General features: G+C 66.7%; 13 protein-coding genes. 7 read left to right on the forward strand and 6 right to left on the reverse strand.

The window, feature by feature from the left end:
• The first annotated feature begins 92 nt into the window (after positions 1-92).
• The 5 genes from CXY79_RS05105 (at position 93) to CXY79_RS15905 (ending at position 3,290) form a co-directional block, all read left to right on the forward strand.
• Complete coding sequence (locus CXY79_RS05105; RefSeq protein ID WP_104100068.1) at positions 93-587, forward strand: MarR family winged helix-turn-helix transcriptional regulator; 495 nt, start codon at positions 93-95, stop codon at positions 585-587.
• Between the two features lie 92 nt (positions 588-679).
• On the forward strand, positions 680-1,399 hold the full coding sequence (locus CXY79_RS05110) for a GAF and ANTAR domain-containing protein (RefSeq protein WP_104100069.1): 720 nt from the start codon (positions 680-682) through the stop codon (positions 1,397-1,399).
• Positions 1,392-2,105, forward strand: a complete 714-nt coding sequence (locus CXY79_RS05115) for a GAF and ANTAR domain-containing protein (protein ID WP_104100070.1) — start codon at positions 1,392-1,394, stop codon at positions 2,103-2,105. The genes CXY79_RS05110 and CXY79_RS05115 overlap by 8 nt, the downstream gene beginning before the upstream one ends.
• A 277-nt stretch (positions 2,106-2,382) precedes the next feature.
• On the forward strand, positions 2,383-3,027 hold the full coding sequence (locus CXY79_RS05120; RefSeq protein ID WP_104100071.1) for a hypothetical protein: 645 nt from the start codon (positions 2,383-2,385) through the stop codon (positions 3,025-3,027).
• Between the two features lie 116 nt (positions 3,028-3,143).
• Entirely contained in the window at positions 3,144-3,290 is a 147-nt protein-coding gene (locus tag CXY79_RS15905) for a hypothetical protein (protein WP_158250227.1), read from the forward strand.
• 429 nt (positions 3,291-3,719) lie between these two features.
• Here the strand turns inward: CXY79_RS15905 and CXY79_RS05125 are convergent, their stop codons facing one another.
• The 3 genes from CXY79_RS05125 to CXY79_RS05135 form a co-directional block, all read right to left on the reverse strand.
• A complete protein-coding gene (locus CXY79_RS05125; RefSeq protein WP_104100072.1) occupies positions 3,720-5,390 on the reverse strand; it encodes an ABC-F family ATP-binding cassette domain-containing protein in 1,671 nt (556 codons plus the stop codon).
• A 105-nt stretch (positions 5,391-5,495) separates the two neighbouring features.
• Positions 5,496-6,626 carry a nucleoside hydrolase gene (locus CXY79_RS05130; protein WP_104100107.1) on the reverse strand — a complete coding sequence of 377 codons (1,131 nt, stop codon included), beginning with the start codon at positions 6,624-6,626 and terminating at the stop codon, positions 5,496-5,498.
• Between the two features lie 56 nt (positions 6,627-6,682).
• A complete protein-coding gene (locus CXY79_RS05135; protein WP_104100073.1) occupies positions 6,683-8,077 on the reverse strand; it encodes an MFS transporter in 1,395 nt (464 codons plus the stop codon).
• A gap of 114 nt (positions 8,078-8,191) precedes the next feature.
• Here CXY79_RS05135 and CXY79_RS05140 point away from each other — a divergent pair, with 114 nt between their 5' ends.
• Positions 8,192-9,010, forward strand: coding sequence for a GntR family transcriptional regulator (locus CXY79_RS05140; protein WP_104100074.1), 819 nt, complete (start codon positions 8,192-8,194; stop codon positions 9,008-9,010).
• A gap of 9 nt (positions 9,011-9,019) precedes the next feature.
• Here the strand turns inward: CXY79_RS05140 and CXY79_RS05145 are convergent, their stop codons facing one another.
• The 3 genes from CXY79_RS05145 to CXY79_RS05160 all read right to left on the reverse strand — a co-directional run bounded on the left by CXY79_RS05145 (position 9,020) and on the right by CXY79_RS05160 (position 13,764).
• Complete coding sequence (locus CXY79_RS05145) at positions 9,020-11,590, reverse strand: SCO7613 C-terminal domain-containing membrane protein (RefSeq protein ID WP_104100075.1); 2,571 nt, start codon at positions 11,588-11,590, stop codon at positions 9,020-9,022.
• Positions 11,591-11,782: 192 nt separating this feature from the next.
• Entirely contained in the window at positions 11,783-12,598 is an 816-nt protein-coding gene (locus CXY79_RS05155; RefSeq protein ID WP_104100077.1) for an alpha/beta fold hydrolase, read from the reverse strand.
• A gap of 512 nt (positions 12,599-13,110) precedes the next feature.
• On the reverse strand, positions 13,111-13,764 hold the full coding sequence (locus CXY79_RS05160) for a hypothetical protein (protein WP_104100078.1): 654 nt from the start codon (positions 13,762-13,764) through the stop codon (positions 13,111-13,113).
• Positions 13,765-14,129: 365 nt separating this feature from the next.
• Here CXY79_RS05160 and CXY79_RS05165 point away from each other — a divergent pair, with 365 nt between their 5' ends.
• Positions 14,130-16,721 carry an AMP-binding protein gene (locus CXY79_RS05165; protein WP_369827936.1) on the forward strand — a complete coding sequence of 864 codons (2,592 nt, stop codon included), beginning with the start codon at positions 14,130-14,132 and terminating at the stop codon, positions 16,719-16,721.
• Positions 16,722-16,767: the final 46 nt, after the last annotated feature.

The raw sequence follows: 16,767 nt of genomic DNA on the forward strand, positions 1-16,767 counted from the left end.
TGTTGGAAGATGATGCACGTCGTCGATAGGGTGGAGGCGGAAATGTGCCGCAGATCCAGCTGAGTACTTTTCGTTGATGTCGGGAGGAAACCATGTTCAAGGAAAGTGGCTCCGTCCAGGTTCTCGAGGGTGTTGCTGCTGCGGTGGTCGTTCTGCTTCGAGCGCTGGACAAGACGCGTGCCGGGATGGCGGCGAAGGATGGCTTCACGGGTTCTGAGATACGGGTTCTTTTTCGAATTTCGGAAGCGGGCCGGGTGACACCGAAGATTTTGGCCGGTTCCACGGATCTCTCGATGGGTGCGGTCAGCGCGATCTCTGACCGGTTGGTCGCCCGGGATGTCGTGCGCCGAGTTGCCAACCCGAATGACCGGCGGAGCCTGTTCCTGGAGCTGACTGCGACGGGCGAGACGCTGATGGATAGCATCTACGGTGATTTTCGTGCACGGATCGGCGAAGCTCAGAGGAAAATGTCGTGTGCTGAACAGGAGCTGCTCGAGGCGCAGCTGCTGAATATCGCTGCGGCGCTCGGCTACGACCTGGAAGAAAGACTTGCTGGAACTCAAATATCGGTCGTGAAGGCTTCTTGAGCCTCCCGTTTCGGACGTGGCGGGGTACGTTCGGAAAATGACTTGGCCACGTTTGAAAAGGAGCAGCAGCGAGAATCGCAGGAGGGATTGCCATGCGTGATCAATTCGCGGTTGCCGAAAAGGCATTGTCCGCTTTGACAGGCAGCGAGTCCCGTCTGTTCGAGCCGTTCCTGGGGGTACTGCCAGTGGATGGCGTGTCAATCTCGACGTTCGGTGACTTTCTCCCTGATGAGACAATCTCGGCGAGCGACGCCCAATCGATGCGGCTGGACGAGCTTCAATTCGATCTGGGCGAGGGTCCGAGTTGGGATGCTCTAGAAACCGGGGCGCCGGTCTTCGAGCCGAACATTCGCGAACGACCGAACCGGGTTTGGCCGGCGTTCTCGGAGGCAATCATCGCCGATGATCTGGGCGCGCTTTTTGCTTTTCCTTTGTCGTTGGGGCCGTTGCGCATCGGGGCGATCGACCTGTACACGAGTCGGCCCAGTCATCTCAGTGATCTGAATATCCAGCACACTGCAGCCCTCGCGACCGTCGTCAGCCGGCTCGTTCTCGCCCGTGCCATCCGGCTGTCCCAGAGCGACATTAAGGGTGAAACCGACACGCGCAAACAATTCTCCCGACGTGAGGTGCATCAGGCCACAGGCATGGTGCTGGCCCAACTGGGGATTTCTGCCCTGGACGCCCGTCTGATCATCCAGGGCCATGCCTTCGCCGTCGGCCGATCTGTGCAGGAGATCGCGGAGGAGATCATCGACCGGCGATTGACTTTTGCGGTGAATGAAAACCAGATCGAAGGGTCTCATGATTGATGAAACGAGAGAAGACCGCCTGATCGAAACGTTCGCGACCCTAGCTGACACCCTGGTTGCCGGTTATGACGTGGTGGAGCTCCTCCAGACACTGGTGGAGAGTTGCGCCGGGCTCTTCGATATTGCGGCGGCAGGTATTCTCTTGGCCGACGAAAACGGAGAGCTCGAAGTTGTCGCTTCCACCAGCGAAGCCAGCAGGCTTGTCGAGGTGATGCAACTGAGCGCTCGGGCGGGCCCGTGTGTCGAGTGTTTCATTACCGGGTCGGTCGTGTCCCTGCCGGACGTGGAGGACAGCCCGCTCGCGTGGCGGCGGTTTCGGGACAGTGCCAGGGAGCAGGGTTTCGCTGCGGTCCATGCGATTCCGTTGCGGCTGCGTGAGACTACCATCGGCGCCCTCAACTTGTTGTCCACTGTTCCCGGCGCCCTGCGTCAACAGGATGTGCGCGCGGCCCAGGCGTTGGCCGATGTGGCCACGATCGGGATTCTGCAGGAACGCACGCTCCGAGAAAGCAACTCGGTGCGGGAGCAATTGACGATTGCGTTGAACTCCCGAGTCCTCATCGAGCAAGCCAAAGGCGTGATCTCGCATTCCCGCGGAGTCTCGATGGAGGACGCATTCGCGTTGCTGAGGAATCACGCTCGCAGTAACCACTTGTTGTTGTCCCAGGTTGCTCAGGGGCTGGTCGACCAGACCCTTGTCATCTAGGCGGGAGACCCCCGCGCCTCTCAGAGCGCCTGAATCCTCCAGGAGCGCGAAATTCCCTGCTTGATTTCTGTGACGAACACCCTCTGAAATACGACTACATATTAAGAGATTCTCGCTGAAGACAGATTCTGTCTCGGCGGGACACGCTCCGATCGCGTCCACTCCATCGATTCTCCTGTGACGCGGCTGAGCGAAGTCGTCCTGACTCTCTGAGGTTCATATCTGTATCAGTAGAGGAGATATCAACATGGCAACATACGACTCATCCGGTTTAAACATGAATCGAAACATCGACGACCACGGCTCCGATGCTGCGGTATCCGCGGGCGATGGGGCGACCAACCGCCACGAGGTCGCCGACCGTGATAAGGCCGTCGGCCGCGACGAGGCCCGCTTCGGCGGGATCAAGTGGGGATCGGCTTTCTTCGGCTGGCTCACCGCCACCGGGACCGCGGTGATCCTCACCGCCCTGTTCGCTGCGGTCGGAGCCGCAGTCGGCCTGGGCGGGGCCGATTCCACAGACCAAGCTGCCGGAACTGCTGCCGAGAACGCCGGCACCATGGCACTGGTCGGAGCGATTGTGCTCGCGGTTGTGGTCTTCGTGTCATATTTCTGCGGCGGCTACGTCGCCGGTCGGATGGCCCGCTTCAACGGAATCAAGCAGGGAATCGCGGTCTGGGTCTGGGCGATCGTGATCGCTGCCGTCGCCGGGATCCTCGGGGTCATTGCCGGCGGTGAACTCAACGTTCTGGGGAACCTGAACAGCTTGCCCAGCATCCCGCTCAATCCGGACGGTCTCACGGCAGGCAGCATCATCACCGCGATCGTCATCGTCCTGATCAGCCTCATCGGCGCAATCGTCGGCGGACTCGCCGGCATGCGGTTCCACCGCCGCGTCGACCGCGAAGCACTCGGCCGCTGACGGCCAGCACCTAACACTCATATCCAACACCTGCACCGGGCGGCTGGGCGGGCGCAGGTCTGCCCACCCGCTACCGCACTCTCGTACCCAAAATTTTATACAGAAATGAGACCGCCATGGCGCGCCTGCTGAAGTACATCCCCGTAATCCTGACCGTGGTCACCAAGTACCTGCGCAGCCCGCAGGGGAAGGCCGCGATGCAGAAGGTTCGCTCGTCGCGCCGCCGGCCGAAGAACGTCGGCAGTACCCGCCCGGGATACTGAAGAAATCCGTCTGCGCCGCGACCACCGGCCCTGCACCTGGCAGACGCCGCTGACGGTGACGAAAACTGGGAAGAAGCTGAGACAGTCGACAGCGGTCGGCACTGGAGCATCGCCGGCACCACCCCGGTAGGACCGGCCGACGGCTACTGAGTCCTTGATGCGAGGGGCCTGACAGCCGTGAGGGATCGTGGATTTGGGTTCGCGGCGGTTGTCCGCGAGGTCTGGCAGTGACTTTCCTCGAACGAATTCGACGGAGATTCTGCCCAAATCGCCCACATAGAGCCTGAAATTGCAGTTTTCCGGCAGATTCTCCGTCGAATTGGTTCAACACCGGACACGACGCTCCGCCTGGGCTCAGCCGCGTCCACTCGGTGCAGTCAGCTCTGACTTTCCGGGAGCGACTCCACCAATCGAATAGGGTCCGCTCACCTACGCCTCGGTCACCTGGCCGTTGTCCACCCGCCAGTGCCGGTCCGTGTGCACGTTGGCCAGCATCCGTCGGTCGTGGGTGACCAGCAGCAGCGTGCCCTCGTAGGACTCGAGGGCCTGCTCGAGCTGCTCGATGGCGGCCAGGTCGAGGTGGTTGGTGGGCTCGTCGAGCACCAGTAGATTGATGCCGTGCGCCTGCAGCAGCGCCAGGCCGGCACGGGTGCGCTCGCCGGGGGAGAGGTCCGCGGCCGGACGGTTGACGTGGTCGGCCTTGAGGCCGAATTTTGCGAGCAGGGTGCGCACCTCGGCCGTGGACAGATCGGGCACGAGTTCCTCGAAGCTGGTGGCGAGGTGCCGGGTGCCATCGAGTTGGGCCCGGGCCTGGTCGATTTCGCCAATGCTGACGCTGGCACCGAGGCTGGCCGTGCCGGCATCCGGAACCTGATGCCCCAACAGCGCGCGCAGCAGCGTGGACTTGCCGGCCCCGTTCGGCCCGGTGATGCCGATGCGCTCACCCGCGTTGACCTGCAGCGACACCGGGCCGAGGGTGAAATCGCCCTGGCGGAGCACCGCGTTGCTCAGCGTGGACACCACCGAACTCGAGCGGGGCGCGGACCCGATCGTAAAGTCGAGCTGCCACTCCTTGCGCGGCTCGTCGACCTCCTCGAGGCGCGCGATGCGGCTCTCCAGCTGCCGCACCTTCTGCGCCTGCTTCTCGCTGGACTCGGCGGATGCCTTGCGTCGGATCTTGTCGTTGTCGGGTGCCTTCTTCATGGCGTTCCGCACGCCCTGGCTTGACCATTCGCGTTGGGTGCGGGCCCGGCCCACGAGGTCGGCCTTCTTCTCGGCAAACTCGTCGTAGTGTTCGCGCTTGTGCCGGCGGGACGTTTCGCGCTCCTCCAGGTAGGAGTCGTAGCCGCCGCCGAAGACCCGGTTTGCCCCCTGGGCGAGGTCGAGTTCGAGCACGCGCGTCACGCAGCGCGCCAGGAACTCACGGTCGTGGCTGACGAGCACGACGCCGCCGCGGAGGCCGGTGACGAAGGACTCCAGGCGTTCCAGGCCGTCGAGGTCGAGGTCGTTGGTGGGTTCGTCGAGCAGAACGATGTCGAAGCGCGACAGCAGAAGGGCGGCCAGTCCGACCCGCGCGGCCTGCCCGCCGGACAGAGACGTCATCAGGGTGTGCTCGGCGAGCTCGGTGCCGAAAGTGAGACCGAGGCCGGTGAGCACCACGGGCATCCGTTCATCGAGATCGGCGGCGCCGCTGGCCAGCCAGCGCTCGAGGGCGGCCGAGTACACGTCGGCCGGGTCGAGGCCGTCGGGTCGCGGGCTCGGTGATGCATCGCCGAGAGTGGATGCCGCGTCGTCCATCTCGAGGGTCGCCTGGGCGCAGCCGGTGCGCCGGGCGATGTAACCGGCCACGGTCTCACCGGGCACACGCTCGTGCTCCTGCGGCAGGCAGCCGACGAAGGCATCGGCCGGGGCGAGGCTGACGGTGCCGGACTGCGGTTCGGACAGGCCCGCAAGCAAGCTCAACAGCGTGGACTTGCCCGATCCGTTCACACCGACGACACCCACGACGTCGCCGGGCGCGACGGTGAGGTCGAGGGAATCAAAGAGTGTGCGGTCCGCGTACCCGCCGGTCAGGCCCTTGGCCACGAGTGTTGCGGTCATTCGTCTATTTTCTCAGACTGGCACTGCGGTTGCGCGCGTCACGGCGTGCTGCGAAAGTCTTCAAGAAGAGCGGCTCGACGGATGCCGACGGATGCAGACGGCGGCTCAGGCTGGTACCGGTTCCGCCTGCCTACGGGTCCGAGCGGGCGCCTGTGCTCGGGCTCCGGACGGAGCCTGAGCCTGACCCGGAACAACAACGGCCTCAGCGGCAGCCGGCACGAAAGCCTGAGCCGAAGTCGCAGCGGGTGCGAGGGTGAGGATTCGTTCCAGGAGCAGCGTCGCGGCGTTTCGCCGGATGGACAGCACGACCCGGGCCTCGTGCGGATTCTGCCCGGCAGGCCCCGCGGTGACAGGCCCCCCGGCCGCCGCCTCCACCTTGGCGAAGTGGGTCTGGCCGTGGCGCGGGCCGGCGCTCATGTCCACGCAGATGCGCAGGGTCGGCGCCCGCTCGGCCTCAAGAGCGCCGGTTGCGAAGGCCGCGGCGATGGAGGTATGCAGGGCGAAACGCCGCGTGCTGAACTGCGTGCCGCACTGCGTCAGGCAGGTGCCGAGCATGGCGGCCAGTGCCTGCTGGGTCAGCCCCGAGGCCGAGGCGAGTGCCCGCCGGTGGGTCTCGTCGAAGGTGTGCGGCGCCGTCGCGTCGAGCGGGACCACGGTCACCGGCCAGCTGGCCGCGAAGACGTCCGCGGCGGCCGTGGGGTCGGCGGCGATGTTGCCCTCGGCGAATTTGCCGACGTTGCCGGGCGCGAAGACGGCGCCGCCCATGATGGTGACGCGACGCACGAGCCGGGGAAGTTCCGGGTCGAGGTAGAGGGCCTCGGCCAGGTTCGTCAGCGGGCCGACCGCGATGACCTCCAGTTCGCCGGGATACTCGTGCGCCAGCCGGATCAGCAGCTCCGTGGCGCTGTCGTCGACTGGGTGCCGCCGCGAGCGGGGCAGCAGCACGTCCCCGATCCCGTTGCGGCCGTGCATGTGGGCGGTCCCGCGCCGGGAGATCCCGCTGACGGGCTCCCAGACGCCGACCGCGACCGGGATATCGTCACGCCTGGCGGTAGCGAGCAGGCTCAGGGTGTTCACCGCGGCGACGGCCGGGTTGACGCATCCGCTCACCGTGCCGATCCCGACCAGACGGATGCCCGGTGTCGCCAGCAAGAACGCAAGCGCCATCGCATCGTCGATCCCGGTGTCGCAGTCGAGGTAGATCGGGCGGGGGTGGGGAGCCGTCGTGGGAGTCATCGTTGACCATCCGTTCTCATGGTGCTGGTTCAGGGGTTCAGAAGCGGTGCGGGAGTTCATGCGGCGGGGCGCAGAATCAGGGAGGCCAGGAAGGATGCCAGGGTGAGACCCGCGGAGATCCACAGGGCCGTCTGGAAGCCGGCGACCGTGCCCGCGGCCACGACCGGGGCGACGAGGGCGATGCCGATGCCGATGCCGATGCCGAAGCAGGCCCCGTTCAGGCCGGGCAGGGCCCCGCGCGCCTCGGGCGGCGAGTTGAGCACGGAGACGCCGTTGACCGAACTCTGGAACAGGCCGAGGTAGAAGACGCCCATCACGATGAGCAGGCTGAAAACCAGCCAGCGGTCTATCGCGAACACGGCCAGGCCGACCGTGATCAGGGTGATGACGCCGCTGCTCAGCCGCAGCGCGGTGATCCAACCGATCCGCACGGCGATCCAGCCGGAGAAGATCGCCGCGGTGACGCCGACGAACGCGGTCGGGGTGAGGTAGAGCAGCGCCGACATCGAGGCGGAGAGCCCGTAACCCACCTGATTGTTCTGGCTGAGCAAGACCACGGTGAAGTTGAGCGCGGAGAAGACCCCGGCCAGGGTGAGCACCGTGGACAGCAGGAGCGGCCACACCCGGCGGGAACGCAGCGCGTGGATGGGAATGAGCGGCCGTCGGGTGCGCCTCTCAACGAGCACGAAGACGACCGCGCTGACGACCGCCCCGACGAGGTAACTGAGCGTGAGCGGGTCGGCCCAGCCTGACGACGACGCCTGCGAGATCAGGCTCGTGAGCAGCACTAGAAACAGGGACAGGATGCCGGCACCCCACCAGTCCATTGACCCGTCCTGGGTGCGCGGATCATCCTGCGGAATGAAGAGTGCGACGCAACTGATTGCGACCAGCCCGAGGCCGAGGGTGAACACGAAGAGGAACCGCCAGCCGATGGTGTCGGTCACGTAGCCGCCGAGAAAGCCGTCGACGCCGAACAGGCCGCCGTTGACCGAGGTGATAATGCCGACCGAGATGCCGAACAGGCGGCTGTTCAGGCGCTCCGAGAGTAGGAGGAAGGAGATCGTGAAGGTGGCGTTGGACGCGCCCTGCAGCACCCGGCCGAGCAGCAGCAGTGGGAGGCTCGGTGCGAGGGCGCAGATGACGGTGCCGATCAGCAGCAGCGTCAGTACGATCACGAGGCTGCGCTTGCGGCCGAGGAAATCGCTCCAGCGGGAAAAGACCATGCCGAAAACGGCGCCGGAAAGGAAGAACACCGACTGCACCCGGGCGACATCCTGCATGCTCTCGCCCAACTGGGCGCCGACGGCTGGCAAGGCGGCGGAGAGGAGGGTGGCATTCAGCTGGAACGTCAGGATCGCCAGGACCAGCGTGCCGATCAACACTCCGGGAGCCCGGGGAGCGCGGGCGCGCCCCATTACGGGAGCGGCTTCGGAGGAAAGCACGAGCATGACACGACTCCTTCATTGGAGCAAACACAAGGTCGACACGCTCAGTGTACATGCTTGTTATACAAGTACGTGAGATCACACGATAGGCTCGACTCACCGACCAGGGGAGAACGAATGGATCGACGCACGGAGGCGGCCCTGGCAGGTCCGCTCGAGACCAATGGAAGTCTGCCGCTGCGGGTGGCGGTGTACTCGCGCATCACCGAGGCGATCCGCAACGGATCCCTGCCGATCGCCTCCCTGCTCCCTTCGGAGTCCGAGCTCGGCACGGCGATGGGCGTCAGCCGCACGGTCGTGCGGGAGGCCCTCATGCTTCTCGAGGAGGACCGCTTCGTGCGCTCGCGCCGGGGCATCGGGCGCTTCGTCGCCGACCGGCTGCCTCACCTCGGGCTGCAGAAGATCCGTCCGATCGAGGAGCTTCTCAGCGAGACCGGACCGACCGTGCACGTTCGCCGCACCCAGACTGCGCTGCAGTCCGCGTCGCCCGCGTTCACTGCGGACGCCATCGGCATCCGCACCGACGAGGCCTCATGGTTTCTCGAGAGCGTCATCACCCGGGAGGGTGCACCCATCGCCCTGATCCAGGAGCATGTGCCGGGAGACCGCCTGAGCCGGCTCGGCGAGGCGGCGGTGGCGGCCGTGTCCGAGGCAGGCGTCGACGCGAACGCCCAGGGTGACGCGGGAGCTGCGGGACACAGTGCGCTCGCCGCGCTGATCGCAGTGCTCGGTCCGATCTTCGGGCCCGGCGAAACCGACATCACGCTCGGTGTTCCCGGTGCCACACGCGGCAAGCTGCTCGGGCTGCCGGCCAGCAGCCCGGTGCTCATCCTCACCCAGACTCTCGACCACGACGGGCGCCCGTTCTATCTCTCGAAGGCCCTGATCAACACCGACTTCGTGCAGCTGACGATCAGCCACGCGGTGCAGTCCTGAGCCGGGCCGCTACCGCAGCGCCGAGATAGTCATCGAGATCGCCTTGAAGTTCGCGATCCGCTGCTCGTAGCGGGCCGCGAGCACGATCAGGATGACGCCGCCCACGCCCAGCCACAGCCACCACGTCACCGCGCCGTAGGCCAGCGAGATCCAGGGCCAGAGCTGCGCCACCGCGTGCAGCATCAGCACGATCGCGCCGATCACGAACGGAGCCTGCAACTTGCGCACGGCACCGACCACGATCACCACGGTGGCAACGAGGCCGAGGCCCACCACCCGCCAGAGCGGGCTCTCGGTGATGTCGAGCAGCACCGACGGAACGAGCAGCACGAGCAGCCCGGGAGCAAGCCAGCGCCGGCTGCGCGCGGCCGGCGTGACGTCGAGGTGCAACCAACCGGTGGCCAGCAGGGCGATGGCCAGTGGAACGCTCACGATCTCCACCGTGGCCGGCGCCGCGTACGCGGACCCGGCGACCACGGCGCCGCCGCCAGCCCCGATCGCCACCCAGGCGACCATCCGGCCCAGCCGGCTGTCGTCGCACCAGAACGCCGCCAGGTGCAGCGCGGAGAAAGTCCAGACGAGCAGGATCACCCGGATGGTCGCCAGCGGCTCGTAGCCGAGTGCGGCCACCTCGGCTGCGAGAACCCCGACGATCGCCAGGACCAACAGGACGTAACCGAGGCGCAGCGCGGGGGCATCCGTCGCTTCGCTGCGGCCCGGGCCGGTACCCTCATCGGTGCGCCGGGTGACGGTGACGAGACCTGTGCCGACGGCCGCCAGGATCAGCGCCGAGGGCAGCAGCCATGCCTCGAGCCGGGTGTCTGGGCCGTTCGGCGCGAGCTCGAGCAGCGGCTGGATGCGGGATGCGGCCGTGAGCACAACCGTGAGCGCGCCGACGCCGAGGGCCGGCCAGGCGAGGAATGCCCAGCGCGGCCGGACCAGGAGGAGCGCCCCGCTGACGGCGAACGCACCGCCGATGGTCAGGGCCAGCACGGGGCGGAGGAGATCGCCCGTGCCGCCGACCACCGCGCCGGGCAGCAGGGCAAGGGCCAGTCCGGCCGTGATCCAGCGGGCCCGCACGGCGACCGGCGCCTCGGTGTCGGCCGGTCGCGCGCGCCCGGCGAGCACCTGGCCGACGACGATAGCGAGGCCGAGCGGCACGGTCACGAACTCGAACGGTTCGGTGGCTTGCGTCCCCACGGCGCTCATCAGGGCGAACCCGGCCAGCCCCGCCGCAACCCAGCCGACGGCCATGGTCAAGGGCGCGCGCAGCCGCCACGCGGCCAGCACGTGCACGACCCCGAGGGCGAGCACGAGAACGGATGCACGCACCGCGGTCACGGCGGTGTCATCGGTCATATCGGCCCCGGTGAATGCGGCAATCTCGGCCGTCGTCACGGTCGCCAGCGCCAGCACGAGCAGCATGATGCTCGCGATGGTGCGCGGACGGAGGGTCGCTGGGTCGGTGCGGGCGCCGATCAGGAACGCCCCCGCCGCCGCGGCAGCGAGCGGGAACAACCAGCATTCGAGCCGCGCATCGGGTGCGCCGGGTGCGCCGAGCACGCGCATCAGCTGCACGATGCTGGTCACCAGGAGCCCGATTGCTCCGCTCGTCCAGGCGGCGGCAAGGTACGCCGATCGTGATGGCCCCCAGCGCGCGACGGCAGAGCCCAGCAGCGGCACGCCGCACGCCGCGGCCATGACGATCGGACGCGCGGGCGAGCCGGAGGCCGAGGCGAGCGCCAGCGGCACGATCGCCACGAGCAGGCCGGCCAGGGTGAGCAGCGCCGCGGCCGGGCTTGCCGCTGCAGCCCGAGGAATGCGGCCGAACCGGCGGATCAGCACGGCCAGGACCAGCAGCATGCCGGCGACCGGGAGCACGTACGGCTCAGGGGCCTCGGTGCCGACGCGGTTCAGCCCGACCCAGAGGCCGGCCGTGCCGAGCAGCAGGGCGAGCCAGCCAAGATGGCGTCGCGGTGACCGGGAGCCGAAGAGCCCGTCCGGGGCGATCGCCGTGACGAGGGCGGTCGCGCCGACCAGCAGCAGTACGAGCCAGGCGAGGGGGCTCCCGGCGGCGAGAGTCAGGAGAGTGCCGGGAACCAGAATCAGGCCCGCGCCGGCCTCGAGGGCGAGCCGGTCCGTCCGCCCTTGGGTGTTCGAGGCCGTGTCACGTGCCCCCACCGTGTCGAGTACGAGGCCGAGGGCGCAGACGAGTAATGCCGCGGTCGCGACGGCGATGCCGTCGACGGGCGCGGGGGCATCCGTCGTCTGCCGCACGGACCAGATCAGCGCGAGCAGCGTTGGCGCGGCTGCGCCGAGGGCCACGACACGCTCGATCCGTGCGGTGCCGGAGTAGACGTGCAGCCGCAGCCAGATTCCGATGGCGCCGAGCAGGATCACCGTGGGCACGACCGCCAAGGTGGGGGAGCCCAGCAGCAGCGCGGCGCGAACGCCGGCCGGTAGGGTCTCCGCGAGACCGGTGACCGGCAGGGCGACGGCCGCCACGGTCGGGGCCAGCAGTGCCCAGAACGCCCAGCGGCGCTCGGTGTCGGTGAGGATGCGGCCCGCGGGGAATGACACCGCGAGCTGCAGCAGGGCGGTCGCGAGTGCGAGGGCGCGCAGGCCGTCGACGATGAGGGCCGTTTCAGAGGGTGAGGCCGCCAGCGTCAGGGCCCACGGCGTGACGACGGCGGCGACGAGCGTGAGCAGGGCGGCCCCGGCCAGGAGGATGCCCCGGCCGGCGCGGCCTTCGTGCGCCCCGGCCGCGCCGGACTAGAGCCGGTGCTCCGCCAGCCAATCCACGAGCACCCGGTTGAAATCCGCCGGCCGTTCGACGCTCGGCAGGTGGGCGGTATCGCGGAAGGTGAAGCCGGTGACGTCAGGGAGCGTCGACAGGACATACTCATATTCGGCGAGATGCGGAGTGATGTCGAACTCACCGACCGAGACGAACGCGGGTACCTGAATGTCGCTGACCTGGTTGAAAGCGGGCGGCTCGAGCGGAATCGGCGTCGGGGACTCTTCCGCATGCGCGGCGTTGACACGGCCCAGCGCGTAGGCCGTGGCCACGAATTCGGGGTCGAGGTCGGCCTCGGTGCGCAGTGGGCCGAACGCCCAGAGCGCCACCTCGAGGCGCGCCAGACGGTGCCAGTCCTGGGCGTCGAATGCGGCATCCAGTTCGTCGAACCGGGCGTCCTCGAGATCGGTCAGTTCAACTTCGGGGAACCCGCTGGGCCCGGCTCCCACGGTCACCAGGCCGTCCACGCGGTCGGGGCTCTCCGTGGCCAGGTCGATGGCGATCCCGCCTCCGCGAGAGCACCCGATCAGCGTGGCCGACGCCACCCCGAGGTGGTCGAGAACCGCGAGGGCGTCCGCGCGCGGCGAGAACTCCACGTTCTCGGTGGTCGTCTGGCCGCATCCGCGGCTATCGAAACGGATGACGAAGTGGCCGGCAGCCAGCGCGTCGATCTGCGGGTCCCACATGCGCAAATTGGCGATGCCGGCGTGCAGCAAGAGGAGTGCCGGTGACGATACGTGGCCGGCTGTCTCGTAGTAGAGCGACGCGCCCGGAACGGTGAGGTGAGGCATGATTTAGCGTAGGCGTGCGGCGGGCGCCGCGGCAAGGGAATTACCGTGAGCGCACGAATCTGTGACCGCTGAATACCGGCGACCCCAACCCGGGTGACGGGTATGCAGGTGGACAGATTGACATCCATCGGGGCAAGAGTCACATTCGATATATCGACGCCGATCGATTAGTTGGTTGTCTGCCGTTCTGGGCCACGACGTGGCCCCATGAATTGGACCCACGACCTGGGACCAGTGGATCAACCCCATGGCGATCGCCCCAGAGTCGCGCGACGCCCCCATCAATGCCCCGTTCACTGCGCCGGGACTGAGCCGGCAAGTCCGAGGACTCGTGTGTCCGGGTTGCCCCGCGAACTCCTGCTCGCTTCGCGTGGCCGAAAAATACGAGGAACACCATGAACGCGTACATCACGACCACCTCTCCCCGCGACGGTGATTTCGGCATGCCTATGGCCCATCCGGCAGGATGGGCCATAGGCTCTTTCAACCCAGAGTCGTGCTGAGGGTGTTGTCTATTCCAGGATGCCGCAGGCGGCCGGATCCGTTGCTTCTGCCGGCAGGTTCGGGTCGAGTTCGCTTGCACCTCGGCTGAAGTCATACTCGCCGTTGCCGTTGTAGTCGACGCCATGGATCACGACGACGCCTTCGCCCTCGCGGATGGAATCAGCGATCTCTTTCGCCGTTCCTGTTCCGCTGGGGCCGGGGTATCCGGTTCCCCCCACCTTGGTGATGTGGAGATTGTCGCGGCTGTAGTGGTAGCTGCCGCCCTCAGACACCGGGAACCGGGTGACGTCCAGCAAGCTGGCCGGTGAGGTGTCCCCTGTCGTCGTCAGTGAGACGACGACCGGTCCGTAGGCGGGAATCCCTTCCACGGTGTTCAGGCGACCATCACCGTTGCTGTCCAGTGCGATGGTGGGGCACTCTTGCATCGCCTGGTTGCCGTAGTGAATGTGCTGAGCGTGCGGGGCCTCTGGCATCAGCCCGGAGGCGTGCACTTCAATGTGCTTGATCTTCTGGTTGCGAACTGTCGCGGTTGCAGTTCCGGATGCCCCGGATCCGTTGAGTTCCGTGAGGTTCGCGGTCAACGTCACCGTTTTGGGGGTGCGTTCGGATTGCGTGGTCTGCGCTTGAGCTGCTCCGGATCCGAGTACGGCTGCGGCGAACAACGCAACAGTCGAAACTCCGAGAATCCCGATGGAATGTCGTTTCACGATTTACTCCTTGGTCAGCGGTCAACGAGGAATTCCCGTTGATCATTGGTGGTTCGGAGCGGACAGTAATGAGGTTTGGTCATGTAGACAAGGCCGGGTGCGTGTCGGTCATCCGATTCGGTCTCGGAGAGACGACTTCCTCGTCGCAGGTTTGCCGGTCCATCCACAGGGTTCGTGAACTAAGGTTAGCCTTGCCTCAGTGTGACTGCGGGGGCAAACTTCGACCAGAGACAGCCGTGCGCACCGACAAAACATACGATGCATTCCCGCCCGCAAGGATATGCGCGGTAGAACCACTGAGGAGCACCCGACGCGACCCGATGGGCGGTCTTGAGGCCCTCCGACTCCTCTCCGGCGATCCGTCCGCGACTGCCCTCGTGACCGCGAATGGAACCATAAACTACGCCGAACTGGACGAACTTGTCCGTGACCGGCGTGAATTATTGGGAGACGGCCGCCGACTCGTCATGGTGTCGTGCGCGAACGCCCTGGAGCCCCTGGTGACTTATCTCGCCGCGCTCGCGGCGGGGCATCCAGTTCTCCTCGTCGCAGGCGACGGGGACGAGCCGAGCCAGGAGCGGAACAGGAACGGGCTCCTTGAGCGTTACGACCCCGACGTGGTTTTGGCGCCCGTCGGCGGCGAATGGCGTCTGGATGAGCGACGCGAGGGAAGCCGGCACACGTTGCACCCTGAGCTGGCACTGCTGCTCAGCACCTCGGGCTCGACAGGATCGCCGAAACTCGTTCGGCTGTCACGCGAGAATGTGCGCAGCAACGCGAGAAGCATCGCCGACTACCTCGCCCTGACCGAGCAGGACCGGGCGGCCACAACCCTGCCGATGCACTACTGCTACGGCCTCTCAGTCGTGAACAGCCACCTGATCTCCGGGGCGAGCCTGCTCCTCACCGAGCGTTCTGTGGTCGAGTCTGCATTCTGGAACGAGTTCGACGCGGCAGGGGCCACCTCCTTCGCCGGCGTTCCCTACACCTTCGACCTTCTCGATTCGACCGGATTCGCTGGGCGCCAACATTCGAGCCTGCGCTACATCACTCAGGCCGGCGGCCGGCTCGGCCCCGACCGGGTGCGCGATTACGCCCGGCTGGGGCAAGAACGTGGATTCGACTTCGTCGTCATGTACGGACAGACAGAGGCGACCGCACGGATGGCCTACCTGCCGCCGGAGTTGGCGGCGACCCGGCCTGAATCCATCGGAATCCCGATACCGGGCGGGCAGTTCCGCATCGACGACGCCGACGAGCACTCGGTCGGTAACCTCGTGTACACCGGGCCGAACGTCATGATGGGATACGCGGAGAGCCCGGAGGAACTCGCCGCTGGACCGACAGTGGGGGATCTGCGCACCGGCGATCTAGCCCGCCAGCACGACGACGGACTCTTCGAAATCGTCGGGCGGAGCAGTCGCTTCGTCAAGATATACGGCCTGCGGATCGACCTCGACCGGGTCGAACGGCTCCTTGACGACGACGGTGTCGAAGCGAGGGCGGTGAACCTTGAGGAACGCCTTGTGGTCTTCGTGCGAGAGCGGTGGGCCCTCGGGCTCGTCGCGCCGATCGTCGCGGAGGCGCTTGGCTTGCCCGATCACATCGTCCGGGTGCACCTTGTCGAGGAGTTCCCCCTGACGTCCAGCGGCAAGCCAGACACCGCGAGCCTGCTCCGGGAGGCGGCGCTCCTCGAGCGCAAAGCCCCGTTGGTGGATCGCAGAGGGACCGTGACGGCGGAGAATATTCGGGCGCTCTACGCAACCCTCCTCGACCGCCCGGATGCGGTCCTGGACGACAGCTTCGTCGCGCTGCACGGCGACTCGCTCAGTTACGTCGAGGTCTCGGTGCGGCTCGAGCAGATGCTCGGCACGCTCCCCAGGGACTGGCCCGCGAAATCGGCCCGGGAGTTGGCCAACCGCCGAACCGCACCGACCGGGGCGCGACCCCGACGGTCGCTGGCGCGCATGGAGACATCCGTCTTGCTGCGGGCTATCGCCATCGCGCTCATCACTGGGACGCACGCCAACCTCTTCCACATACAGGGCGGTGCTCACCTGCTGCTCGGAATCCTGGGCTACAACCTGGCCCGATTCCAGTTCGCCGATGTACCTCGGCCGATGCGGCTCGGGAAGCTTCTGCGCAGCGCCGTCCAGATCTTCGTCCCGGCCGTGCTGTGGATCGGTGGAGTTGGCCTGATTGGAGGGATGTACGAACCCGCGACGGTCTTCATGCTGCACAACCTGCTCGGCGGCGACGAACGCTGGACGGTGCAATGGCAGTACTGGTTCCTGGAATCCGTCGTGTGGACGATCCTCGGCCTGGCGCTTCTCTTCTGCGTGCCCCAGCTCGACCGGATCGAGCGCCGATACCCCTTCGTCTTCGCGGCGTCCTTCTTTGCGGGGGCGCTTCTGCTTCGCCTGCTGCTGACCGGAGGGGTCGAGGCCGGGCCGACCGAACGGTATTCGCTGCCGATCGTGCTCTGGCTCATCGCTCTCGGCTGGCTCATCGCACGTTCCACGAACGTCACGCGGCGGGTGCTGAGCTCGGCGGTCGTCGTGCTCTCCGTTCCGGGCTTCTTCGGCGACCCGGCCCGCGAGGCGACCACGATAGCGGGACTGCTTCTTCTCCTCTGGCTTCCGGCCGTGCCCCTCCCGCGGATTCTGGTGCCGGTGCTGAGCGTCACGGCCTCGGCCTCGTTGTTCGTATATCTCGTCCATTGGCAGGTCTTCCCGCTTTTCGGGAACGACGGACCGCTGCTCGCCACCCTTGCCTCCTTCGCGGTGGGTATCCTCGCCTGGCGAGGGTATTCCGCACTGAGCGCTTGGTGGACTCGTCATCCCGCGGTCGCAACCCGCACGCTTATGACCAATGTATTCGCGACAAGAACGTCAGCCGGTCGCCGGCGGTGATGTTGGGCTGGATGAGCGGGGCATAGTTCGGGGCGAGGTCGGGTGC

Source organism: Cryobacterium sp. M96, assembly GCF_002929845.1.
GTDB lineage: Bacteria > Actinomycetota > Actinomycetes > Actinomycetales > Microbacteriaceae > Cryobacterium > Cryobacterium sandaracinum.

Coding starts and splice junctions, on each gene's coding strand:
- CXY79_RS05105 (WP_104100068.1), top strand. CDS start 93: ATGTTCAAGGAAAGTGGCTCCGTCCAGGTTCTCGAGGGTGTTGCTGCT.
- CXY79_RS05110 (WP_104100069.1), top strand. CDS start 680: ATGCGTGATCAATTCGCGGTTGCCGAAAAGGCATTGTCCGCTTTGACA.
- CXY79_RS05115 (WP_104100070.1), top strand. CDS start 1,392: ATGATTGATGAAACGAGAGAAGACCGCCTGATCGAAACGTTCGCGACC.
- CXY79_RS05120 (WP_104100071.1), top strand. CDS start 2,383: ATGAATCGAAACATCGACGACCACGGCTCCGATGCTGCGGTATCCGCG.
- CXY79_RS15905 (WP_158250227.1), top strand. CDS start 3,144: ATGGCGCGCCTGCTGAAGTACATCCCCGTAATCCTGACCGTGGTCACC.
- CXY79_RS05125 (WP_104100072.1), bottom strand. CDS start 5,390: ATGACCGCAACACTCGTGGCCAAGGGCCTGACCGGCGGGTACGCGGAC.
- CXY79_RS05130 (WP_104100107.1), bottom strand. CDS start 6,626: ATGACTCCCACGACGGCTCCCCACCCCCGCCCGATCTACCTCGACTGC.
- CXY79_RS05135 (WP_104100073.1), bottom strand. CDS start 8,077: ATGCTCGTGCTTTCCTCCGAAGCCGCTCCCGTAATGGGGCGCGCCCGC.
- CXY79_RS05140 (WP_104100074.1), top strand. CDS start 8,192: ATGGATCGACGCACGGAGGCGGCCCTGGCAGGTCCGCTCGAGACCAAT.
- CXY79_RS05155 (WP_104100077.1), bottom strand. CDS start 12,598: ATGCCTCACCTCACCGTTCCGGGCGCGTCGCTCTACTACGAGACAGCC.
- CXY79_RS05165 (WP_369827936.1), top strand. CDS start 14,130: ATGGGCGGTCTTGAGGCCCTCCGACTCCTCTCCGGCGATCCGTCCGCG.